This is a genomic window from Thalassospira sp. SM2505, from assembly GCF_054901115.1.
The window spans coordinates 2,552,637-2,573,703 of sequence record NZ_CM142731.1; the positions used below are offsets into that span (position 1 = coordinate 2,552,637).

A 21,067-nucleotide genomic window follows, 5' to 3' on the forward strand; every position below is an offset into this window, starting at 1 on the left:
CAAGGCTTTATGACAGCTGTTTTTTTCTAACCGATGACAGCTTTATGATGGTTTGAAGACAGTTTTGCCGTTCAACCGCAAAACCTCATGACAAGGGCGGTCAAAAAGCTGCTGGTTTTATTTGATGGGCCTGTTAAAAAGAAAACGTCATTGACGCTGGTTTCGGGCATTGACATGGGCCGAGACGGTGTTTAAGAAAGGCGTCGTTCCGCAGGGAACACCAAAGACATAAAGGGCAAATGGCCGAGTGGCTGAAGGCGCTCCCCTGCTAAGGGAGTATAGGGTGACAAGCCCTATCGAGGGTTCGAATCCCTCTTTGCCCGCCATTGATTAAAGCACCCCAAAAGGGTGCTTTTTTCGTTTCAGCTCCAAATAATCAAATAAATACAAGGTGTTGATTGGTGTCCGTTTTATCTTCTTGTCAGTGCTGTGTGGTTTGAATTACCCTTCGACCGTGATTTTGGGTCACATTTTGGGTCACATTTTGGGTCACATTGGCATTTATGACGAACGATATCGGGGCTTATATTATCCGGCGCGGTCGGCGTTTTACGTTCCGTCGCCGGGTGCCGGTCGATCTGGCTGATGTGCTTGGCGGGTATGTTAAAATCTCGCTTAAAACCGACAGCATGGAAGCCGCACGACAAGCGGCTGTGCGGGTCAATGCCGAAGTGGTTGCCTATTGGGACAGTCTGCGCGCGACCGGCAAGGCTGAAGCCATCAAGGATCGATATGCCAAGGCGCGCGATCTGGCGGCGCGTCTCGGGTGGTCGTACAGGCCGGTAGAAGAACTGATCGATGATGCACCCGCGCATGAAGTGGTGGAGCGTCTTGAAGCCCTTTCGGGTGTCAGTGACCGTCGCGTCACGACTGCTGTTCTCGGGGCTGCTGCCAAGCCTGATCTTATGCTTTCGTCATGGCTGGAAGAATATGAGAACCTGACCCGTGATCAGCGCGTCGATAAGTCGGAGAATCAGGCCCGAAAGAGTTTGCAACCATATGCAAGGTCGCTGCGCAATTTCATTGCCAAGGTCAAGGACAAGCGGGTTGCCGACATTGATCGCAACGATGTTCTGGCGTTCCGTGCCTGGTGGTCCGAGCGGATCACGGGGGAGGGCTTGACAGCGAAGTCGGCCAACAAGGAAATGAACTGCCTGCGTGCGATGTATCGGGCCGTGAACGATGCCCATCAATATAGCCGTGATAACCCGTTCCGGGATGTCAGCTTTGCGATGAAAGGCGGGGTGAAGGGCAAAAAGCGCGGCGCAACGGTGCCCGCGCAGTGGGTTTACGACACGGTGCTCAAGCCCGGATGTCCCATGGATGGCATGAATGACGAGGCCCGTCTGATCGTCGCGATACTGGCCGAAACCGGCGCGCGCCCCGGCGAGATTTGCGGGTTGCTCCCTGATGAATTCATATTGAACCATGCGATCCCGCACGTTCGTATCCAGCATAACGCCATTCGTGAAATCAAGAATGCCTGGTCTGATCGCAAGATACCGCTGGTCGGGGCAGCACTTCCTGCGGCCCATGCGTTGCTCAAGGCCGGGGGCATCGACCGCTATCTTGGCAAGAATGATGTTTTTTCTACAGCGGTGAACAAGTTCCTGAATGGCAATCACGCATTCGAGAACCGGCAGCAAAGCCTTTATTCATTGCGACATTGTTTTGAAGACCGGATGACGGTGCTTGAGGTGCCCGACAAGGTGGCTGCGTCCCTGATGGGACACAAGTTTCACCGGGAAAAATACGGGTCGGGTCCGTCCTTGAAGCAAAAGCATGAATGGCTTCTGAAAATGGCGCTTATGCCACCTTCATCAGATCGTTCATCAGGTTTTGCAATTGATCGGGTTGGCTGATCCGGTTGCGTTCATCATAAAGCTTTTGCGCCAGACGCATCAGCTGCCCTTCCTCGAACAATTCCCCTTGATCGCGCATGATCCGCGCAAGGATTATGAGCGCATTGTCGATACGGGCAACCGTCAAGCGGCTATCCGTATCGATTTTGCGTGCGCCCTGCATCGTAATGGCGATGTGCAAGCTATCCCTCCATTAAACATCGCCCCCTGATAACTTCGCGGTCAAAGGACAGGATGCCTTCGCCTTCGGTGACGATCCGTTTGTCGGTGACTTCGTGCCCGTTGGGGCACATGCCGTATTTAAGAACTTCCTCGCCCATCCATCGTTCGCGGTCCTGTTCGGTCATGCCGTTGATAACCAGAACGATATAGACAAATTCGGTGTCGCTGACGGGCGTGAAAGTCGTGTGGTCGTATCGTGTCTGGGCCTCACACCCCGCAATCATCAGGGCGGCCATGCCTGCCGCTGCGGCTATCCATTGCCGTGTTCTCATTGCAATCCCCGTTTATAACTGTGCCGATCACTACAACGACCGGTCGTACAGGGTTGCGCGGATTGTCGGGTTTGGCAAGAAAACAGCGGTCGAACCAGCTTGGTGCAGGTGGTGCGCCTTCGATGGTAAAGCGGGTCGGGCCGGTATCATCGGCAACCGCAATGGCAATCACATCGTGGTCGCGGGCCGGGCTGGCATCGGTGAAATCAATCAGGACCGGGTTGCCATCAATCATGAAAAGCGCCTGACCGTCCTGCAACCGTGGCAAGCCGGGATCGTTGGCGGCAATCAGGGTTGTCGGTTCGATGTTGTAATCCGAAAGCGGCCTGTGGTGGCCGTCGGCCCGGTCCTGCCGGATCTGGGCAAGCAGCGCATCGCGCACCGCACTGAACCGTGTTTGCAATATCTGGCTGGCGCGGGAATTGATCGCACGGATATCATCGCGGGTCGGGTTCCAGCGGGGCCGGCGGCGCGGGCGATGTGCCGTGATCGGGTTTTGCCCGGTGCGGTCGTTCATCCAGTCAAAGACCCAGTTCACCACCTGAACGGCAAATCCCGGTGACAGCCATTGTGCCAGGTGCAAGGCAACTTTTGGATGAACCCACGTTCCCTGTTCGCTTGGCGTTCCGCCGCGTTTCACAACGACAAGCTCCGTTGCGCGAATTCGCGTTTCGGTCGCCAGTGCGTCGATAAAGTCGCGCGTTACAGTGTTGCGAAGATAATTGTTAAGACGCTTTCCAGCGGCGTTGCACATGGCCGTGGCATGGATATATCCATCGTCCTTGCGCTGGCAGATGGTCCGGTCATTGATGGTATGGGGTATCAATTGGGTGTTCATTGATATGGTCCTTTGTAAATTGGACCCGAGCACCCCTCGCCAAAAGGGTGGCCGGGCAACAACAGGTTGGCGAACCGGTACAAAGGGACCGGCAGACCCGAAGGTCTCCCATTGCGCCCGACCATAAGAAAAACCGCGTTGCAGAAAAGCAAGGCGCGGTTCGAGCGCCTTTGTTTCCGGGTCGCCAAACCCGGTCATGGATGCGTCCATGACATCGGGGATGCTACGCCCATCTTTCTGCGCGGTCAAGAATGTCATGCTGAGATCTCAAACCCCGCGGCTGTAACAGCAGCGATCATGTCGCGCTTTTCCAGCTCCATCGTGTCGGGATCGATCTCGGACCATTTCGGCCCTTCGAGCCCGGAAAATTCTTTGATGTGTGCCTGCTTGCTGTTGAATCGTGCCTCCGCCATTGCCGCGATCTGATCACGGGTGAGCGTACATTTTGACGAATGGATATAGCGGGCCGCCCGCCCGAACGGATATAGTTCAATCATCGTGTCGTCGGTCGGAATAGGCACCGCTGCCATGATCTGCTTCATGCTGCTAACTCCTGTAATGCGTATCCGCCCCACTGGTCGGCGCAGGCGTCGGCCATATTGGGGAAAAAGCGGGATCGTTCCTTGCCACGGTCGGCGCCGGGCGGCATGCGCCAGACGCGGTTCCATGCTTTCCATTCGTCCGATCCGCGTTCGGGTTCCGGCACTTGCTCGGTTGGTTCCAGTTCCGGCAAATTCTTGAGATACCAGCCGGTTGCCTTGTATTCCGGGTGCCCGAACTGGTTGGGCTGGACGATTTGCGGGTCGGGCAGATCGTCTGGCATGTGTGCCTTTGCGATGTCGTGCATGACAGGGTTTTCAATGGCGATGCGCTTGACCGGGGCGCGCCAGCAGGTGGTGAACAGGTCAACGCCATCCATGAATTCCTGTTTCATGCTTTCCCATGTCCGCCCGCGTGGTAGGGATTTCGGCGGGGTCATGAAGCCCGGACCAGACAGCCAGCGCCGCCCGGCACGGCACAGGCGCGTGCAGGGCGGGTGACAGACAATCAGCAAGTCCCAACCATCGCCCAGCACATCACGGATATCGCCAGTGATATGGCGGTTTGATCCGTCTTCGGCGGGCAGCAGGTCACAAGACCATGCATCGTGACCGCGCGCCGCAAAGGCCCGGCGCACGATGCCGGAATATTCACAGCCAATCAGGACGCGCAGTTCGCTGGTCATGCCGCGTCCTTTCCGTTTTTGGCCGGTTGCTGGTCGTTGGCCGGGGTGGTGTGGGGTTGGTATCCGGCGCTGGTCAGTGCCGCGTTGGCCTGATCGATCAGGTGGCGGAACCAGTCGGGATCGGCGCATTGGTAGACTGCGCCGCCAATCTCAATCGTTATGGATGTGCGGCCCGCCATTATTGAATCGTCGCTATGGCAGTAGCTGCCACCCTTGATCCATTGCGGTGGTTTCGCGTAGGCACCGATGTCGAGATTTGCGGCAACGGGGCTGTCAAATGTTGGGCTGCTCATAGTCCTGCGTCCTCCAGTTCCCTGATCAGGTGATCGGCCTTATGGGTGATCATTGCTGGCTGTGACCCCAGCGGCGTTTCGCGACGGTAGCGGCGGATTAATTCCCCTGCTTCAATCAGCATGTCGCGATACGTTGATTCCTTGTCGTAGGAATACGAAAACACGGGTGACTGATTTTGTCCGGTTAGTTTCATCAGCCATGTGGACCGCTCCGAAATGCTGTCAAAGTGCGCAAATACTGCGAGATGGTGGGGTTTGCTTGTCATGCTGCTTCCTTTCGTTCATCAATCAGCATTTGCAGCTTTGCCTCGCTGATTTCCTCGCAGCCTTCCGGCACGTCCATATTAGCGATGATTTCCAGTTGGCCTTTGATCGAAAAGCCGAACATGTCCTTGTCAGTCAGGAACAGATAAAGCAGGTCCGTGTCATAGCCGAGCTGGCATCGGCAGCTTTGGTGAATATTAAGCCATTGGGCAATTTCGCTGCGGCGGCGGTCATGCCCTGGGATAACCGGCAGTGCGTTGATTTCATCCCAGATCGCAACCGCGTCCTTTTTGCGCTTGTCATGGGACGGGTGCCAATATCCCTGCCGTTTGTCCTTGACCCATTCCGGGCCGGGTTTCTGACTGGCGGTGATGCCGATCAGGGGGCCATGGATGCCGGACCAGAAACGGGTTCCGCCATATTTGCGGGTGAAATCCTGTGCGGCATCATAGGCGGCTTGGTGACGGTGGCGGTATTCTTCGGCCTTGGCTTTCAGTGGGCCGGAATTGATTTTGAAATAGCGCATCACACACCCCCGCAATGCTGGTCGCGGTTCGGATAGGTGATCTGGGTGATGTGGACCCATGCGGCCATGGGGCAGGCATGTGCCGGGCTGTCCGCATGGTGGTAGCGGATCAGGGCCGTGTTGCGATCAGGCGGGGCGCAGATCACGGTGGCGGCGCGCGGGAATGGATCGCCGGGCAGGGTGACCGATGCCGTTTCAAAGCGGTGCGGGCGGGTGTGATCCCGGCAGGCGGTGCTTAATCCCGCGCGGGTTCGTGCGCTGGCATCGTCAAGGATGTCTTGCGGGATACCAAAGTTGAGGGGGCCTGTCCGGTCGTCATTGGCCGGGGCGCGTTTGTGAATTGGAATGTGTATGACGTTTGGTTTTTCCATGGGTCAATTCCTTGTGCGGTGATTGCGGCCTGCTGCCCGATCACAACCGCGATCAGGGCAGCGCACGCAAAAAGAAGGATTGAGGACGGGCGGGGCATCAGGCCACCGACTTCCCGGATTTGACCAGTTCGGCTTCTGCGTCGTTGGCCGGATCCTTTGTGGTGGGGGCGGTCTTGAGCGCCAGCACCGGGCGGGTCTTTTCCTTGGTGCCCGGATTGGCATCATTGGCCGGTTCGGGTTTGGCTTCGGGCGCTGGAAGGTTCAGCCATTCATAGGCCGTCGCGCCGCCTTCGGAATAATCGCGCATCGGCATTACAAGCCCGAAAAAGTCCCGTGTCGCACCGGATGTGATCATGACCGGTGATTGATCATCAGGTGGTGTGGAAATGTTGAGGGCCGCAACGCCACTTTCGGCCAGCGTGGCTATTGCTTTTGTGAAACGGTCGAAGTGTTTGCCGTTCACCGCAAACCGGGATGTCTTGTCGATGGCGTCGTGCGGGATGACCTTGCGCCAGTCGGGGAATGTTCCGTCAATTGGCGGGGCGTAGGCGATTGCCCGGTGGAACTCGGTTATTTTGGTCGGGTCAAATCCGTCCTCACATGCTTCGATGCCAATGATCGCGTCGATCAGATAGGCGGTGTTGCCGACAAAGTGCAGTGTGCCTGCGTCCTTGCGTTTCAGGGCGGTGATGAACTGCTGTTTTGGGATTGGGCAAATCCACCCGCCATCGCCTTCGATCCGGGCGTTCCGGTCGCGGATGGCGGCAAGAACGTGTCCGTCGGTAGCGACCATCAAAACCCCGCCATCGGGATGCGGTTCGATGAATACACCGTTCAGGTAATAGCGGGTTTCCTCGGTGCTGATGAACTGCCATGCGGCATAGAACCGTTTGGCGCATACGCTGATCCGGCGTTCTGCCGGGTTGGTTTCCTTGATTGCTTGCTTGATAGACATCGCAAAAACACCCTTTTGCGGTTGATGATGCCGCAAAGGGTGCGCCCGTGATTCGCATTTGTCAATGCACAATCCGCATTTAAATGCGAATTGTGGTGCGATCAAATCACGCGGCGCTGTGTCGTGTTTGTTGCCTCTGGCTGGGAATGCAAGGCGCAAAGCCGGTTATGCGATAGAGAATCGGGTCGCGTTGCTGTGCGATGAAAACCGGCTTTGCGTGCGATAGTTGGGAAAGTATGACGCCGTTCGCGTCGTGTTTGCACAATCGCCCGATTGTGATCCTGCCATCGCTGGTTGCGACCACAATATCGGCATTATGGAAGAATGGATATTCCGGTGAGAAAAACCGTTTTACGAACAACAGGTCATTGGGTTTGTAGCGCGGGAACATCACGGTTGTATCCACCGTGATCTGCGTCAGTTCGGTGTTGTTATGTGTCACAAGGCCCCCTGTCCCCGCAAATGGGGATGGATACTTATACGCCTGTGTGGAACCCTATACCTGCCTACGCGTGGGTATGGGAGCGGCGTTTATATGTCGGGCGCTGTGAACGCAGCGTTGCTTGGCGGTGTTGACGCACCGTCGGCCTCCCATTCCGCCGAGGCATCCGGGGGTTGATTAAAGTGTTCCCGATAAGCTTTGCGCGCGATACTGTTTTGAGGGATAGGTATGGACAGAAATAAGTCGCCAAAGGGATAGGCATATACCTATGTCCGTATATAGGCGACCCGTCCAATGCGCTCTATGTCACTGCTTTTTAGAGTTATTTTAATCTGGGGGTCGGCATAGGTCGTGCCGACAAAGCCGCGCGCGTCGGTGTATTCCAGACAATGCAGGATATGGATATCCCCGGTCCTGGTGATGATAATGCAATCATCCTGGGCGGGTGCGCCTTCGTCCGGGTTGGCGATCAGAACCTCGCGCAGGCGAAAGCGCGGCATCATGTCCTGATTGATAATACGAACAGCGAACGACTCCTTGGCAAGCCCGAGTGTGGACGGGGCTTCGACATAGGCAACCGGATAGGGCGTGTTGACCAGCTTGCCACCCTCGGCCCGGCCAAAGATCGGCACCATGGTCGGTTCGGTCTGCGGGGATGGTATGCGTGCCGGTGCGGCGGGTGCTTCCGGGATTTCCTTGCGGTCGCCAAGGTCCATTGTCTGACCGAAAATATCGGTGATCGGCACGCGCAAGGCATTGGCGACCTTGATCTTTGTTTCCAAAGTCATATCGCGGGTGGTGGCGTTGCGATAGTTGCGAAAGGTGCTTTCGCGAAGTCCGGTCAGCTTCGCCAGCGTGGTGTTGGCGGTGCCGGTTTTGCGCATGAATGCGTCAAAGGTGGACCGCTGATGCTCGACCGGATCTTGCATAAGAGAGTGCCTGTTTTCTTCGTTATTTTCATTTGGTTTGCGCATTCTGCACCGCCTTATCTTTCACGTCGCCCGCATTTTAATGCGAAATCGCATTGACAATCGCATTACGATGCGATTACAGTACGTGCATCATGAAGATCGATACCGTTTTAAACCGCATCAAATCATTTCGTTTGTCTTCCGGTCTGAACACTTCGCAGTGGGCCGAGCGGGTCGGTGTGGGTGACACAACGTTCCGCGACATGATGACGGATCGCTGGAACCCGACAGCATCGACCATTCGCAAATGCGAGGCCGTTATCCCGCCGGAATTCATGACTGAATCCAATGACAACGAACTGTCATGTTCGACCCCGCAGGCCGGTTGTGCTGATCGGGGTGAAGACCAGAGCAACGCGGCCTGACAGGATCGGGCTTTGACCATGTATCGGGTGCGGCGGGTGTTTCCGCATCCCTGACTTTCCAACCATCGCATGGATTGAGGGAATAATTAATGTCGAATGCAACCCAAAATGCCCATCGTTTCGACCCGCCCAGCCCGGACCTGTTTCAGGCGGTGTTTACAACGGCCCTGCGCGATTATGTCGGCACCTATAACAGTGAAGGCAAGGCGATGACCTTGGCGGAGCTGGCAGCGGCGATTGGCAAGGAAAAGTCGCAGCGCACGGTGCAGTCCTGGCGCGATGGTGACAGTTGCCCGCGCGGGGCGGATTTGTTTGCGGTCATGGCTGTGTTGCCCGCCGGTTTTTCCAACCGGTTGCTTGAGCTTGCCGGTCTTGGCGGTGCGCAATCGCTGGTCGGGCCGGGTATTGATCTTCATGCGCTTGCTGCTGATACGGCGAGCTATCTGGCTGTGCATACAAATCATATGGCCGATGGCCGGATCGATCATCGTGAACGGGTGGTGCAAGAACAGAAGCTCCGTCTGATGCGTGATCAGATTGACCTTTATTTTGCTGCCCAAGGGACGGCAACGCCTGAACAGGCACCGATGGGTGACGCGGCCAAGATCCTGCGCATGAATGGCGGTGCGTGATGGCAAAGCAGATCAAACTGATCAAGCGCGCCGGGGGCGGCAAGGCGGATCAGGCGACCGATCTTGTTTCGGTGTGCCGGGACTTCTTGCGGGCATCGATTGCGCAAAGCAATGACCCGGCCCTGCCGCGTGACACGGATGTTGATGAATATATCGACATGGTGGCGTCCCAGCCGCGCGCCATCCGGCGGTCGCTGCGCGGGATCAATCTTGCCATGACCAATCTGTGCCGGGCGCTTAAGGCCGTGCGCGATGCGTCGGGTCAAACCGCGGGGGATGCGCAATGACTGACACGAAGAAGCATGAGTATGACCGTGACAGACTGCAGCGCGTCAAGGATTTCGTTGCCGGCTATGGATCGGTTTTCAATGATGAAAATGTGATTGCCGAGATACGTGGTGGCGGGCGGATAAAGCAGCTACGCCTTGATGACTTGTCCGCCATTATCAAAGACGCGACCGATAGCTGGTCCGCAGCCAGTTCAATGAATGGTGACGTGACGAAGTTTGCCCATGATCTGAAAGAGGCAAACGCCGAGATCGCTCGGCTTCGGGCGGAAGTGAAAGAGTTCCATGAATACCTGCGAGAGGATCACAATAGGCAAGCCTTTCGAGGGTGGCAGATTTTGAAGGCGAAGGTGCAAGCCCTGAAAGGCGGTGCGCAATGAGTGCCGCAGTCAAACCCGTTCTTCCTTTGGCGATCATGCCCGAGCCTGTCCCGACCCCGGCCAATGATCCGTTGCCGGTGGGCACGCTTACCATGGCCGATATCCGGCAACGGTTGCCGCGTGGCCGGTCGAAGCCGGTCGCGGTCGAAGTGATCCGCCCGCGCAAGGTTCACCATATCGATGTGGCCGAGGCCGCGCTTTTCCCGCGTATGTTCTGGGCTGTCCTGATTGCTCCTGAACATGCCGGGGATGCCGACAATGATCGTCTCGCGCGGGTATTTCACGATGACATGCAGCGCTATGCCGATCTTATGAACCCGTCACAATGGGCCGATTTCCGCCGCGAAATGGATCACGGGGCCGATAGTGCCTTTGGCGTTCTGATTGACTGGCAGGTCGGGCAGGCGGGTGGATGGCAAAGCCTCAAGGTCTGTGCCGTTCTGTTCCTGCTGATGCTTTGGGTGGATCGTCACGCCGCACAGGCGATGTTTACCGATGATTTCGCCAAGGCCGCCGATGAAGTCTTTGCCCATATCCGCACCCTGCATGGCGATGCCTTTGCCGCCATCGAACCATCGGCGCACAAGCAACTGCCCAAGGTGATTGCCAAGCTCAAGGCGTGTGGCCTGTTTCTGTGGCTGCCGGATTATCGAAGGATTGAGGAATGACGAATAGTGCAGGCGGCATTTCCCAAGCAGAGGCCGTCAAGATTTCAGAAGTCCTGTATGCGGCTTCTGACCAGAAAATGCCGCATGAAATCATGTGCCTTGATCGTGATGCCGGGTTGTGGGCCATCGTCTTTGATATCGATGGCATCGACTACCTTGTCAGCTTGTCGCAGGTGCCAAGCCAGCGCCAACGTCCGGAGGTGAACTGATGAACCTCGTACCTGTCACCTATATCAAGGCCGGGGAGACCCCCGCCAACTGGTTTGATCTGTCAGTGATCGACAATGCAACAGGCAAGGATGTGCGGTTTGTGGTCGAGGCAGATACCAAGGCTGGCTGGGTCCGCCAGCAAGCCCTGGGCCGTGATGGCCGGTTCCTTCGCTTTGCAGGCGAGATCGTCACAAGACGCATCGAAGGTGATTTTTCCGTGGTCAATCCCGGTGTGCCGGGCTGTCCTGTTGAGATGCAACCGGAGCCCGAGCCCGTACCTGCGCCTGCGCAATGTCCGGAGCCAGAGCCGCGCGCCTTTCCGACTACGCGTATTTTCTTTGACCGGGGCACGGGTGCCACATTGGCTGGTCCTGGCGGATCAGTTCGGTGCGGTAGCCAGGTGTCAATGCTTCTGATGATGCTGTGCGGCAAGCCGGAGCGGCATGTTTCGGCATGGATGGACATCGCAGAAAGCCTGTGGCCGCACCCGGATGACATGCCAGACAGCTGGCGCGAAGTGATTGATGTTCAGGTTTGCCGCCTGCGCGCCGCCCTGAAATCCATCGATTCAGAAATCACCATTGTCACCCATTGGGGGCGCGGATACAGCGCGGCCCGTGGCCCTTATGCCAATAACGACAACCATCACGAAGCCCCAGCGGCAAGCGCGTCTGCGTGACGTGTTTGGCGGTGTGGCGGCGTGGAAGCCAGAGACGCAAAGGGCGTCTCAGAGACACGCAGACGGTGAATGCCCTGTCAGACCCTTAAGAGGGAAACCGACGCGCCGAAAGGCTGGCAATGCGCAGGGAGCCGGAGTAGCGACCGGCACACACCGAACCGCCGAGGATGGGCGGGATAACGAGCAACCAGAACCCCGTACCCGGCTTGAAGGCTGGGTCGGGGCTTTCGGGTGGATAGACGGAACGCTGCGCCGTCGCACAGGTGGGATGCAGCGCGTAAACCCGGGAGGTTGCCATGTGATGTTGTTTGCCCTGATTGCCATGATCATCACCCGCCTGATTCAGCGGTCGGTGATGGTCTTCGCCCCGGATGGTGAACAGGCCACCGGATCCGACCCGCCAGCGGGACATTCAAGACGCCATGGCGCACCGTATTGGGCGGTGAATGTGTGGCACCAGTGCAGAGGCAAGAGCGTAGCAGAAAGCGGCCACCCTCATGAAACGACCCGGCGCGCGCTGCTGATAACGGAAACCCCGTCATCCATCTGACCAGCGATCAGACTGCAACCCAACCAACCTTTGCCCGACCCCGGTTTGAAGACCGGGGCGGGCTTAAGGCAGCATGAAGGCCGGGCGGGTTTGCTCCTTAACCGTGTTGTCCGCACCAAAGGCCGCCCGGTTCTTCCGTCTGATCTGGCAAATTGCAAAATCTGCAAATTGCTCCTTCGTTTCCATCATGCCGTTACAAGGGTGAGTGACATGGCCAAGATTGAAATCACTGTTGAAATGCGACAGGCGCTTATGGCGGCTGCGATGACCAATACGATCGATGGCCCGCGCGGTCGGGCTTTGGCGGTGATCCGCACATATTACGACCGCCACGCCAAATATGTCGAAACCCGTCATGTGATCGTGATCCATAACACGCCGGTCATGGTGTGCCAGGCGGTCGATATCGCCAATGACCTGTTGGCGGCTGTCGATCTTGATGCCTACCGGATCGACTATCCGGGCGCGAAATTCCAGTCCGCCCTTGTCACCGGCGCCAATGACAATCACCCGCTTGCAGCCAGGTTTTATGATCTGCGCGGGGGTGTGTGATGGGGCAGGTGACATTCAAACAGGTTCTTGAAACCACCATCAGGGAAGCCGCCAACGACAATCTTGGCACGTCCGATGCCGTCAACATGATCGTCGCGGATCTGGGGCTTGCGGGCTTTGCCATCCGGCGCACCTTTGATGCGGTGAATTATGGCCTGCCGATTCTGGTGCTGTGCGATCCTCAGCACGGGACGCCGGGCACATTTGGCGCACAGGTCCAGTCCATGGCGCCAAGTGTCGATGACCTGCAAGGCCAAAAGGGCTGGCTGGTCACATGGACCGAACAGGGGCGGGCAAAATCCGCATGGTTCGATGATGAAGGCCGGTCGCTCAAACAGCCCGATTACCGGGTGATCAACCCCAAAACCCCGTGCGCGGGTGCCATCGCCGCACAATGCGCAATCATTCGTGAAAGGGTGGCGTGATGGGTACCGGACATTATCTGAATTGCGACCGTGCGGGGTGTGGCATGAGTGGTGATATCTTCGAGCGTGTGCCGTTTCGCGGGCGGGTTTTGACTGGCTCGTCGGGGGTAAGACCATTTTCAGGGTGTCACGAAAATGGTGGTGAGGTCTGTTTTGGCAAGGCTACGGTGCGCCATATCGCAACGATCACCTGCAAGCGTACCGGCCAGCGAACTGTCGTAGGGGAGGTATCGGAAGAGGACCTAGCCCATGATGACGATCACAGCATCATCAATATTCATGGCTCCGGCCCGGTGCCGATTGTGCCGGTGGATCAGGGCGCGGATAAAGCCGTTTCGCGCACCCTTGATGGTGTCAAAACCGGTCTGGTGGTGGGGCGGTGATGTCCTACCGAAGCCCGGACTGGCTTTTACGCAAGCTGCGCCACTTCGACATGGAACGTGCGAAGCGTGAACCGTTCTATGTGTTCATGGACGTTCGCCTGCGGGTTTTGTGTTTCCCCGGATACAAGGTATTGCGCGATGGCCGGTCAAATTGGCCGATTGGTGTGGGGTTCCGTCATGTCGCCACCATTAAGCCAAAAGGCGGGCAATATGAGCGTCTTGTTTATCAGGTCATCGTGGAAGGGGCAGAGTAATGCACATCCCAAGCGAAGGCAGCGTTCTTGATCATTACATCAACCGGGCAACCGAAAGCATTCGGTCGCAGAAGTATGACGGAAAAGCCAGCATCGCGCGGGTGTGGTTTGCGCGGCATCTGTATCTTCATAACGAGCCGGAATTTTACGATGAACTGATTGCTGCCCTGATTGCGCGGGGGATTCTGGTGGTTAATGGCAAGCGCCTGATGATCGGGCAATTGCCGCTGCCGACCAAGATCACCCGGGTTACGGTCGGCGAAGTGGTCGATCATGAATATGCCCAGAAGTCGGACGCAGAAAAGGCCGCCATCGAACGGGCGGGCGCGCTGGCATCACAGGCCAACCGCGCCCGCGAAGCCCGCAATGCAAGGCGGGCCAAGATGATGATGCGGAGGATACGGTGATGTCGGTTGAGCGTGGCGCGCGTTAAACCGGCTATTCTATGGCATCATCAACCGTTCGTGTGGCGCGAACCGACCGCAACAAGGGATAAAGCACAATGCCGATCTTTGCAGAGAGCAACATTTTATATCAAGGCGATGCCTTCGCATTCACTCGCGAATTGGCCCCTAAGGTGGACAAGTTTCATTTTGGCTATGTCTATGTAGTGAAGATGACCCCGCGTTTGATCAAGATAGGCCGTACTGCCGATCCGGTTGAGCGGATGCGATCAATTCGCCGCTCGGTCGCAGCGGCGCCTGGCATCATGCCGAGCCGGATTTATTTGTCTGTTGGATGTCTGAACTACAAAGAGGTCGAAGCCTCTCTTTTGGAGCAATTCTCACAATTTCAGACAGACGGCGAATATTTCCGTGTCGCGATTTCCAAGGTTGTTGACGCGATCAATGCCGCCCGGCTTGCGGTTCGTCGCACCGATGAAGAGCAGGCCGCATTTGATCGCTCTCAGCAGCAGAGCGAGACGAATCTGCGCGCCTTTTTTGATCAGACGTTGGTGGCGCATCAGGGGCGACGTGATGATTGAGTTGCGGTTTTTGACAGACGGGCGTATAGTCCCTGCATCCGCACCACAGGTGCGGGCAGTCACGGCAAAATCCGTGGCCGGGATTGGAACCCTGTCTGTCAAGAGGCGTCCGAGCCGCGCCAAATTCAATTTGCGCGGTTTCTCTATGGTCGGGCGTATGGGGCCGCGTAAGCGGGCCACTCCTCTTGGTGGTAGTTCCAACCCTGTACGTCCGGCCACCAGAGATTGGAACCTCCGGTGGCTGGTTAATCCAGTTCAAGAGGAGGTTACCATGCCTGATCATGGCCAAGGGCGGACTCTGCCCGCGACACTGACTTTCCAGGATACAGAATTGACGATCATCGACCGCAATGGCGTCCCGTGGGTGCCGGGATCTGACATTGCGCGTGCGCTTGGCTATAAGCGACCGGATAAGGTTGCGAAGCTGTACCGGGATAATATTGACGAATTTACCGACGAAATGGCCCTTGACCTCTCTGAGAGGTTGAGGGGGCAGGTTGCCCCAACCCGTATCCGTGTGTTTAGCCCTCGCGGGATGCATCTTATTGCCATGCTGGCAACCACAGACCGGGCGAAGGCGTTCCGGCGCTGGGTTCTTGATGTGCTGGAAGCACAGACGGCCGTCACGTCGGCCGACGCTGAAACCCGCACGGCCGCGCCATCGATCGCGCATATGCAGGTGGTCAATGATGTTGTCACCATCATCATGAACAAGATCGGGCCGCAGATTGCTGCGCGCCCGCCGCGCACCATGCCGCCACTGACCCGGCCCGATGATCCGATGCCGCGCCTGATGGACGGGCACGCGGTGTTTCGCATCGGCAGCAAGATGGTGATTGTCGATACGCAGGATTACGACCTTATGCCCGGTGATCGCGCCGTGGTGCTGCAGGTCGAGGATGGCGAGTTTCCAAAAGTTGTCACTGTGCAAGGCAAACCGCCCGTCAAGGGATGGTTTGACCGCTGCATGATCTTTGATTGCGGGGTGAACTGGCTGATCCCCGTCGGGGCCGTTCTTGGCCGTGTTGTTTGGGAGGGTGAGTATCGTGGATAGTTGTTACCGAATGAGCGGCCCTACCGTCATCAGCTTTTCTGGTGGGCGATCGTCGGCATATATGCTTTCGAGCATATTGCAGGCCCACAACGATAACCTTCCGGACGATGTGAAAGTGATCTTTTGCAATACCGGTCTAGAGCATCCTGCAACGCTTGATTTCGTTCAGGAGTGCGCCAGCCGGTGGGGCGTCCACATCACTTGGCTTGAGTGGCGCGATAAAGCTGTTTTCGGGGCTGCGTTCGAGGTTGTGAGCCACAACAGCGCAAGCCGGGATGGTGAGCCGTTCCGGGCACTGGTTCGCAAACGTAAATATCTCCCGAACCCGGTTACGCGAATGTGTACCGCAGAATTGAAGGTCAAGACCACAGAGCGATATTGCAAGCAGGTTCTAGGGTTGAAGGAATGGACTTCTGTTGTGGGCCTCCGCGCAGATGAACGACACCGCGTCGCGCGTATGAAAGCCCGGAACGAAACCGGCAAAGATGCGTGGGAAACCGTCATGCCGATGGCCGAAGCCGAAGTAACAAAACGTACTGTTTCGAGTTTTTGGCAGCGCCAGCCCTTTGATCTTGGCTTGCCGAATATCAACGGATCGACACCGGATGGAAACTGTAGGCTTTGCTTCATGAAGGGAGAAACAACCATCATGGGAATCATCCAGCTAGACCCGAATAGCGCCGATTGGTGGATCGATACTGAAGCCGAAGCGACTGAATTGGCCGATAAGCCATCCGGTGCGCGGTTTCGTAATGACCGCCCTTCCTATGCACAGATGAAACAGCTTGCCCAAGATCAGGGTGATTTCGGCTTTGAGGCCGATGAAGGTTTGCCCTGCATGTGTACGGATTAAGAGGAAATTGGTGATGGATGCAGTTATTCAGCGGTTGCGGGATTATGTCGCCAAGCGCGGCAAGCCAGCCTTGCATGTCAGCGATATCAGCGCGGTTCTTGACGAGATTCAGTCAAGGGATCGTGAAATCGTCGAGCATATCGAAAGCGAATTGGCGCTGCGTCATCTTTGCTCTGAGGCCGATGCGAAGCTGGTCGAGGCACAGGCCGAGATCGCACTTTATCGGGCTGCGCTGGGTGCCGTTGATGAAAGTGCGCGTGAAGTCTGTGTCGGAGGCGGTGACGTCGTTGTTACCTCTTGCGAGGCATTAGAGCAGGTGCGGCTTGCTCTCAAATCTTCCGAGCCACGCGAGGGCGGTTATCCCATGCGGTTAGCTCCGAGGGACGGCAAGGGCCTCTTGATTGAAACCAGCGATTTCGGGTGGGTTGAGGGATATTGGGACGCGTCTGTGCCCAACTTCTATGCGTCGAACAAATCATTTCTCAGCTATGACCCGGACAATGCGCAGGGAGACTGGTGTTCTGACTGGGTTGTTGGCGCACCCGACGACATTAACGACAAGCGTCTCTATTGCGGTGCCAGCCCGATAAGCTGGCTGCCGCTGCCAGCGAAGACAAAGGACCCGATGTTTGATGATGTGGAAGGGGGTGCGTGATGACCCTTGCCCGGATCGAAAATACCCTTCTGCGGCGTGTCTGCGTGGTTGCGTCCTATCTGGTGATCCTGCCGCTGCTGTTGTTGCTGGTGGCCCTGTTTGTGGCTTGGGGCAGTATCTTTGCTGTCCGTGATGCTGTGGCCGGGGTCATGCGCAACGAGTTGGTCGAGGTTGTCCGGTTTCATCGGTACGTTGCCGGTGCCTGGCGCGGAGGGCGGCGTAATGGATGACCTGTTTCCTTACCTGATCGGGTCGGCATCGGTGTTGCGACCCACATGGCATAACTGGCGGCGGAGGCGATGATGCAAACAAATGAAGAAATAGCCGCCTATATCGCAGATTCATCTGACAATATTCGGTATGGGGCGCGTTGGCAGCGGATCAAGCGCCGTGCCTGGCAGGAATTGAACAAAAAGGATATCGCGCTGGCAATTGCGCGCGGGGAGGATGAAAACAATGTCATCATCAGAACTTGATCGACTGTTTGAACCGGTCAATGACGATGACCGGGAAGCCCGGCGGCTTGACCGGATTTTTGCGGTCGAGGAAGAGCCGAACAATGTCGAGGCCGAGGTTCAGTTGCTTTGCAGTCTGATGCATCGCAATGAGGGCTTTGACCAGATCGCCGATATCCTTGAGCCCGATCATTTTTATGACGGGGCGCTGGGCCGGATTTTTGGCGCCATGCGCGATTTGCTGGTGCGGGGCGACAAGGCCAACCCGGTGACGTTAAAGCGCGTCATACCCGATTGTAACGACGTTGCGGTGCAGGTCGCGGGCTGTGACGTGATTTCGTTTATGAATAACCGGGAATATGCCCGCATCATCGTCAATATGTGGCAGCGGCGCGAAATGATCCGGATCGGGCGTATTCTGGTCGAGGATGCCGGTGCGGGCGATGTTCTTGATGACCCGCAGCGGGTACGCGAGGATGCGGAGGCCGCACTTTTTGCCCTTGCCAGCGGGCAGCAGAATGACAGCGGTGCGGTTGCGCTTTCGGATTTCTCGCGCGAGAGTCTGGCCGATATCAGCGAAGGGATTGATGCCTATCGCAAGGGTGAGGTGACAGGGGTTCCCAGTGGTCTTGCCAAGCTTGACGAGCTTCTTTCGGGGTTCAAGGCGTCCCAGTTGATCATTCTGGCGGGGCGTCCATCCATGGGGAAAACCGCCCTTGCTCTTTCTCTGGCATATAATGCGGCGCGGGATCAGCGGGGCCGGAAAACCGGCGGGGTTGCGTTTTTCAGTCTTGAGATGTCCAAGGGCGAACTGATCGAACGGCTGTTTTCCAGTACGTCGGATCTTGACTACACCGCGATCAATAAAAGGGCGCTGAATGACCCGGATTACAAGCGATTGGTGGGGGCCGAGGATATCCTGCGCAAGGTGCCGCTTTATGTCGATGACCGGGCAGCGGCCACCATCGCACGGGTGCGCACAGAGTGCCGGAAGATCGCCCGCAAGGCGGGCGGGCTCAAGCTTGTGGTGATCGATTATTTGCAGCTTATGTCGGGTGGCGGGCATTTCAGGCCCGGGGATCGCTATGCGCTGATTACCGAGCTTACCATGCAGCTTAAGCAGCTTGCCAAGGAACTGAGCGTGCCGGTTCTGGTCTTGTCGCAATTGTCGCGCGAGGTCGAAAAGCGCGACGATAAAAGGCCGCAGCTTGCTGATCTGCGTGAAAGCGGATCGATCGAACAGGATGCGGATGTTGTGATGTTTGTCTATCGCGAACAGTATTACCTTGAACGTGCCGAGCCGGTGCAAAAGGCACAGGAAAGCACGGATAAATTCGGCGAACGCTATGCGCAGTGGCAGGACCGGCTTAACCAGGTGCAAGGCACGGCAGACATCATTGTCGGCAAGGCCCGCGGGGCGCGGATCGGTACGGTCCGGTGTGCGTTCCTTGGCCATCGGCAGCGGTTCAGCAATTTGGAACGGGTGGCGTGATGAAGGGATTTGTTGCCGGGCAACGTAGCCGGTTCGAGCACCCGCTTTTCCGTGCAAGCAAGGGCCGCCCGTTCTGTCGTGGCTATGCTTGGGACTGGATGGTTGCGCACGCCATATGGTCGCATGACGGGTACGATGATGATGTCAATGGCAAGGTGGTTCATCTTGAGCGCGGGCAGCTTTCATACTCGATCCGGTTTATGGCTGAAAAATGGTGCTGGAGCAGGACCGCAACAGAACGGTTCATCAAGCGTCTTGAAACCGAGACAATGATCAGGACAGCAACCGGGACGGGCCAGCTTGTTATAACGATATGTAATTACGACAAATATCAGGCCGAACAAGATGACGCCGGGACAGCAACCGGGACAGCAACCGGGACAGGAGCGGGACAGGAGCGGGACAGGAGCGGGACAAAGAATAATAAAGATAATAAAGATAACACCGATCAGGGGGCGCGTGCGCCCGATCGGTTCGATGTCAATCAGGCATTCAAGGATTGTGAAACGATCCTTGACGAATGTGGTTATGATCGTGGGCGGTTCGAGGTTTCAGCGGGCAGCTATGAGCCGATGCTCAACCTTTTGCGCCAAGGGGTGCCGGTTCATGCGCTCCGGGCTGCGGCGGGATCGGTGCCGCCGGAACGTGCGGCAACGGTTGGTGCACCGCCGGCATGGATCGCCAAGCTGTTTACTTCGAGCCGGGAAAAGTTCATGGCAACCCAGCCGCCCGATCCCGGTATGGCGGCATACGGCGCTGCGGTTTCGAAGTGGCAAGCCGATGGCAGGCAGGGGGAAATGCCCCGGATCGAGGATTACGTTTTCAGCAAGAGGGCAGCGAATGATGGCTAAGCGCAATGTGATGGACGTTCAAAAGCTGTCCAGAAGTGAATGCAAGCGGCGGTTCAGGGATCCTAGTTCATGCGAGTTCGGTCTTGTTGTGGATGACAGGGGCCAGTCCCATATCGGTCGGTATCGTGATCTGCTAACAGGCGAAATAAAGCGATACGACGTGGTGGATCGCAAGATGGTTGTGGTCGTTGATGTTGATGGCGGTATTCTGGTTGAGGATGAAGCTTATGCCTAAGCAGGATGTGATGGATATCTGGTCGGCCCTGCAATGGGCGGTGCGGGATCAGAAGGCGGACCGGGCGTTTGCGGCCAATGATGATCTTCGGGTGATGGTGCCCGGTGGTTCTGTGACCGGGGCCGTGATGCGGATGGGTGAGCTTAATGCGCGCATTGATGGTGGCGGCTGTATTGCGGGCTCGGATCTTGACCCGGATGCCGAACGCATCTGGATGGGTGTGTTGATGATGCTTGATCAGTGGAAGCGTGGCGGGCTTCGTGATCAGATCGGGGGCGGGCTTTCGGCGCATATGCAGCGGGCCATGGCGCGACTGGCGAACGAGCCGGGCAGCAATCCTGTGTTTGCGGCTGTGGATGCGGCACGGTCGGGTGACATGCCGGAATGGCTTTCGGGTAATAGCGGGATGCCGCGGCGCATGGTCGAAGAATCGCGGCTGGGATATGTGCTGGTGTGGGATGTTCTGATGCATTTGTACACGAGCTTGCAGCTTTGCGACGGCATGGGCATTGTGATTGAAATGCCCAGTATTCCGCGCCTTCCATGGCAGTCCCGAAAAAAGATGTTTGACAAGGCATCCTGATCCGGGCTATTGACAAATCTGTCGAAGCGATACAAGCGCCTGCTGGAGAAATCCGGCGGGCGTTTTTGTTTGCGTATTGAAGACCCAGAGGGCCCAGCGGTTGATGATGCTTGCTGGTTTTCTTGTGACTTGGACGTTTCCTCCCTCAATCAGCAATGATTGCACTTGCGGCGGTTACCCTCACGGGTTCCGCCGCAGTCTTTTGTCGGGCGATTGCTGGGGTGTCATCGACGCAATCACCATGATGATGGTGTCGCGGGTCCTTCCCGAACACCTTA

At 57.0% G+C, this 21,067-nt stretch carries 36 protein-coding genes and 1 tRNA gene; 25 read left to right on the forward strand and 12 right to left on the reverse strand.

Annotated features, from left to right (window positions below):
* The first annotated feature begins 233 nt into the window (after positions 1-233).
* Positions 234-326 (forward strand) — tRNA-Ser (locus ACTU44_RS11835).
* A 177-nt stretch (positions 327-503) separates the two neighbouring features.
* The gene (locus ACTU44_RS11840; RefSeq protein WP_462095486.1) at positions 504-1,862 is read left to right on the forward strand and encodes a phage integrase; all 1,359 of its coding nucleotides are present in this window, start codon (positions 504-506) and stop codon (positions 1,860-1,862) included.
* Here the strand turns inward: ACTU44_RS11840 and ACTU44_RS11845 are convergent.
* The 12 genes from ACTU44_RS11845 to ACTU44_RS11900 form a co-directional block, all read right to left on the reverse strand.
* On the reverse strand, positions 1,807-2,043 hold the full coding sequence (locus tag ACTU44_RS11845; RefSeq protein WP_462095487.1) for a hypothetical protein: 237 nt from the start codon (positions 2,041-2,043) through the stop codon (positions 1,807-1,809). The two genes, ACTU44_RS11840 and ACTU44_RS11845, sit on opposite strands and share 56 nt — an antisense overlap.
* 1 nt (position 2,044) lies before the next feature.
* Positions 2,045-2,320 (reverse strand): hypothetical protein, encoded by a 276-nt coding sequence (locus ACTU44_RS11850; protein WP_462095488.1) that lies wholly within the window; start codon positions 2,318-2,320, stop codon positions 2,045-2,047.
* Positions 2,292-3,194: a KilA-N domain-containing protein gene (locus ACTU44_RS11855; protein ID WP_462095489.1), complete on the reverse strand. Its 903-nt coding sequence runs from the start codon at positions 3,192-3,194 to the stop codon at positions 2,292-2,294. The genes ACTU44_RS11850 and ACTU44_RS11855 overlap by 29 nt, the downstream gene beginning before the upstream one ends.
* 254 nt (positions 3,195-3,448) lie before the next feature.
* A complete protein-coding gene (locus ACTU44_RS11860) occupies positions 3,449-3,736 on the reverse strand; it encodes a hypothetical protein (protein ID WP_462095490.1) in 288 nt (95 codons plus the stop codon).
* Complete coding sequence (locus ACTU44_RS11865; protein ID WP_462095491.1) at positions 3,733-4,419, reverse strand: hypothetical protein; 687 nt, start codon at positions 4,417-4,419, stop codon at positions 3,733-3,735. Before ACTU44_RS11865 ends, ACTU44_RS11860 begins: the two co-directional genes overlap by 4 nt.
* A complete protein-coding gene (locus tag ACTU44_RS11870) occupies positions 4,416-4,712 on the reverse strand; it encodes a hypothetical protein (protein WP_462095492.1) in 297 nt (98 codons plus the stop codon). Before ACTU44_RS11870 ends, ACTU44_RS11865 begins: the two co-directional genes overlap by 4 nt.
* Entirely contained in the window at positions 4,709-4,978 is a 270-nt protein-coding gene (locus ACTU44_RS11875; protein WP_462095493.1) for a hypothetical protein, read from the reverse strand. Before ACTU44_RS11875 ends, ACTU44_RS11870 begins: the two co-directional genes overlap by 4 nt.
* Positions 4,975-5,502: a hypothetical protein gene (locus tag ACTU44_RS11880; RefSeq protein WP_462095494.1), complete on the reverse strand. Its 528-nt coding sequence runs from the start codon at positions 5,500-5,502 to the stop codon at positions 4,975-4,977. The genes ACTU44_RS11875 and ACTU44_RS11880 overlap by 4 nt, the downstream gene beginning before the upstream one ends.
* Entirely contained in the window at positions 5,502-5,873 is a 372-nt protein-coding gene (locus tag ACTU44_RS11885) for a hypothetical protein (protein ID WP_462095495.1), read from the reverse strand. The genes ACTU44_RS11880 and ACTU44_RS11885 overlap by 1 nt, the downstream gene beginning before the upstream one ends.
* Before the next feature lie 97 nt (positions 5,874-5,970).
* Entirely contained in the window at positions 5,971-6,828 is an 858-nt protein-coding gene (locus ACTU44_RS11890; protein WP_462095496.1) for a hypothetical protein, read from the reverse strand.
* A gap of 106 nt (positions 6,829-6,934) precedes the next feature.
* Entirely contained in the window at positions 6,935-7,270 is a 336-nt protein-coding gene (locus tag ACTU44_RS11895; RefSeq protein ID WP_462095497.1) for a S24 family peptidase, read from the reverse strand.
* A 266-nt stretch (positions 7,271-7,536) separates the two neighbouring features.
* Positions 7,537-8,199 (reverse strand): helix-turn-helix domain-containing protein, encoded by a 663-nt coding sequence (locus tag ACTU44_RS11900; protein ID WP_462095498.1) that lies wholly within the window; start codon positions 8,197-8,199, stop codon positions 7,537-7,539.
* Positions 8,200-8,333: 134 nt separating this feature from the next.
* Between ACTU44_RS11900 and ACTU44_RS11905 the strand changes: the two genes are divergently transcribed.
* The 23 genes from ACTU44_RS11905 to ACTU44_RS12015 all read left to right on the forward strand — a co-directional run bounded on the left by ACTU44_RS11905 (position 8,334) and on the right by ACTU44_RS12015 (position 20,789).
* Positions 8,334-8,606: a helix-turn-helix domain-containing protein gene (locus ACTU44_RS11905; protein ID WP_462095499.1), complete on the forward strand. Its 273-nt coding sequence runs from the start codon at positions 8,334-8,336 to the stop codon at positions 8,604-8,606.
* An 89-nt stretch (positions 8,607-8,695) separates the two neighbouring features.
* Complete coding sequence (locus tag ACTU44_RS11910; RefSeq protein ID WP_462095500.1) at positions 8,696-9,238, forward strand: hypothetical protein; 543 nt, start codon at positions 8,696-8,698, stop codon at positions 9,236-9,238.
* Positions 9,238-9,525: a hypothetical protein gene (locus tag ACTU44_RS11915; protein ID WP_462095501.1), complete on the forward strand. Its 288-nt coding sequence runs from the start codon at positions 9,238-9,240 to the stop codon at positions 9,523-9,525. The genes ACTU44_RS11910 and ACTU44_RS11915 overlap by 1 nt, the downstream gene beginning before the upstream one ends.
* Complete coding sequence (locus ACTU44_RS11920; protein ID WP_462095502.1) at positions 9,522-9,905, forward strand: hypothetical protein; 384 nt, start codon at positions 9,522-9,524, stop codon at positions 9,903-9,905. Before ACTU44_RS11915 ends, ACTU44_RS11920 begins: the two co-directional genes overlap by 4 nt.
* Positions 9,902-10,573, forward strand: coding sequence for a hypothetical protein (locus ACTU44_RS11925; RefSeq protein WP_462095503.1), 672 nt, complete (start codon positions 9,902-9,904; stop codon positions 10,571-10,573). Before ACTU44_RS11920 ends, ACTU44_RS11925 begins: the two co-directional genes overlap by 4 nt.
* Entirely contained in the window at positions 10,570-10,782 is a 213-nt protein-coding gene (locus ACTU44_RS11930; protein ID WP_462095504.1) for a hypothetical protein, read from the forward strand. The genes ACTU44_RS11925 and ACTU44_RS11930 overlap by 4 nt, the downstream gene beginning before the upstream one ends.
* Positions 10,782-11,462: a helix-turn-helix domain-containing protein gene (locus ACTU44_RS11935; RefSeq protein ID WP_462095505.1), complete on the forward strand. Its 681-nt coding sequence runs from the start codon at positions 10,782-10,784 to the stop codon at positions 11,460-11,462. The genes ACTU44_RS11930 and ACTU44_RS11935 overlap by 1 nt, the downstream gene beginning before the upstream one ends.
* A gap of 298 nt (positions 11,463-11,760) precedes the next feature.
* Positions 11,761-12,012 carry a hypothetical protein gene (locus ACTU44_RS11940; protein WP_462095506.1) on the forward strand — a complete coding sequence of 84 codons (252 nt, stop codon included), beginning with the start codon at positions 11,761-11,763 and terminating at the stop codon, positions 12,010-12,012.
* Between the two features lie 210 nt (positions 12,013-12,222).
* Positions 12,223-12,564 (forward strand): hypothetical protein, encoded by a 342-nt coding sequence (locus tag ACTU44_RS11945; protein ID WP_462095507.1) that lies wholly within the window; start codon positions 12,223-12,225, stop codon positions 12,562-12,564.
* Entirely contained in the window at positions 12,564-12,989 is a 426-nt protein-coding gene (locus tag ACTU44_RS11950; RefSeq protein WP_462095508.1) for a hypothetical protein, read from the forward strand. Before ACTU44_RS11945 ends, ACTU44_RS11950 begins: the two co-directional genes overlap by 1 nt.
* A 44-nt stretch (positions 12,990-13,033) precedes the next feature.
* Positions 13,034-13,372, forward strand: coding sequence for a hypothetical protein (locus ACTU44_RS11955; protein ID WP_462095509.1), 339 nt, complete (start codon positions 13,034-13,036; stop codon positions 13,370-13,372).
* Positions 13,372-13,626: a hypothetical protein gene (locus tag ACTU44_RS11960; protein ID WP_462095510.1), complete on the forward strand. Its 255-nt coding sequence runs from the start codon at positions 13,372-13,374 to the stop codon at positions 13,624-13,626. Before ACTU44_RS11955 ends, ACTU44_RS11960 begins: the two co-directional genes overlap by 1 nt.
* Positions 13,626-14,033: a hypothetical protein gene (locus ACTU44_RS11965; RefSeq protein WP_462095511.1), complete on the forward strand. Its 408-nt coding sequence runs from the start codon at positions 13,626-13,628 to the stop codon at positions 14,031-14,033. The genes ACTU44_RS11960 and ACTU44_RS11965 overlap by 1 nt, the downstream gene beginning before the upstream one ends.
* A 95-nt stretch (positions 14,034-14,128) precedes the next feature.
* A complete protein-coding gene (locus tag ACTU44_RS11970) occupies positions 14,129-14,611 on the forward strand; it encodes a GIY-YIG nuclease family protein (RefSeq protein WP_462095512.1) in 483 nt (160 codons plus the stop codon).
* A 271-nt stretch (positions 14,612-14,882) separates the two neighbouring features.
* Complete coding sequence (locus ACTU44_RS11975; protein ID WP_462095513.1) at positions 14,883-15,665, forward strand: BRO-N domain-containing protein; 783 nt, start codon at positions 14,883-14,885, stop codon at positions 15,663-15,665.
* Between the two features lie 10 nt (positions 15,666-15,675).
* Positions 15,676-16,518, forward strand: a complete 843-nt coding sequence (locus tag ACTU44_RS11980; RefSeq protein ID WP_462095514.1) for a phosphoadenosine phosphosulfate reductase domain-containing protein — start codon at positions 15,676-15,678, stop codon at positions 16,516-16,518.
* Between the two features lie 13 nt (positions 16,519-16,531).
* Positions 16,532-17,173: a hypothetical protein gene (locus ACTU44_RS11985; RefSeq protein ID WP_462095515.1), complete on the forward strand. Its 642-nt coding sequence runs from the start codon at positions 16,532-16,534 to the stop codon at positions 17,171-17,173.
* Positions 17,173-17,403 (forward strand): hypothetical protein, encoded by a 231-nt coding sequence (locus ACTU44_RS11990; RefSeq protein WP_462095516.1) that lies wholly within the window; start codon positions 17,173-17,175, stop codon positions 17,401-17,403. The genes ACTU44_RS11985 and ACTU44_RS11990 overlap by 1 nt, the downstream gene beginning before the upstream one ends.
* A gap of 69 nt (positions 17,404-17,472) precedes the next feature.
* Complete coding sequence (locus ACTU44_RS11995; RefSeq protein ID WP_462095517.1) at positions 17,473-17,649, forward strand: hypothetical protein; 177 nt, start codon at positions 17,473-17,475, stop codon at positions 17,647-17,649.
* Positions 17,630-19,120, forward strand: coding sequence for a replicative DNA helicase (gene dnaB / locus ACTU44_RS12000; RefSeq protein WP_462095518.1), 1,491 nt, complete (start codon positions 17,630-17,632; stop codon positions 19,118-19,120). Before ACTU44_RS11995 ends, dnaB begins: the two co-directional genes overlap by 20 nt.
* Entirely contained in the window at positions 19,120-19,971 is an 852-nt protein-coding gene (locus ACTU44_RS12005; RefSeq protein WP_462095519.1) for a hypothetical protein, read from the forward strand. The genes dnaB and ACTU44_RS12005 overlap by 1 nt, the downstream gene beginning before the upstream one ends.
* Positions 19,961-20,206 carry a hypothetical protein gene (locus tag ACTU44_RS12010; RefSeq protein ID WP_462095520.1) on the forward strand — a complete coding sequence of 82 codons (246 nt, stop codon included), beginning with the start codon at positions 19,961-19,963 and terminating at the stop codon, positions 20,204-20,206. Before ACTU44_RS12005 ends, ACTU44_RS12010 begins: the two co-directional genes overlap by 11 nt.
* Positions 20,199-20,789 (forward strand): hypothetical protein, encoded by a 591-nt coding sequence (locus ACTU44_RS12015; RefSeq protein ID WP_462095521.1) that lies wholly within the window; start codon positions 20,199-20,201, stop codon positions 20,787-20,789. The genes ACTU44_RS12010 and ACTU44_RS12015 overlap by 8 nt, the downstream gene beginning before the upstream one ends.
* The last annotated feature ends 278 nt before the right edge of the window (positions 20,790-21,067 follow it).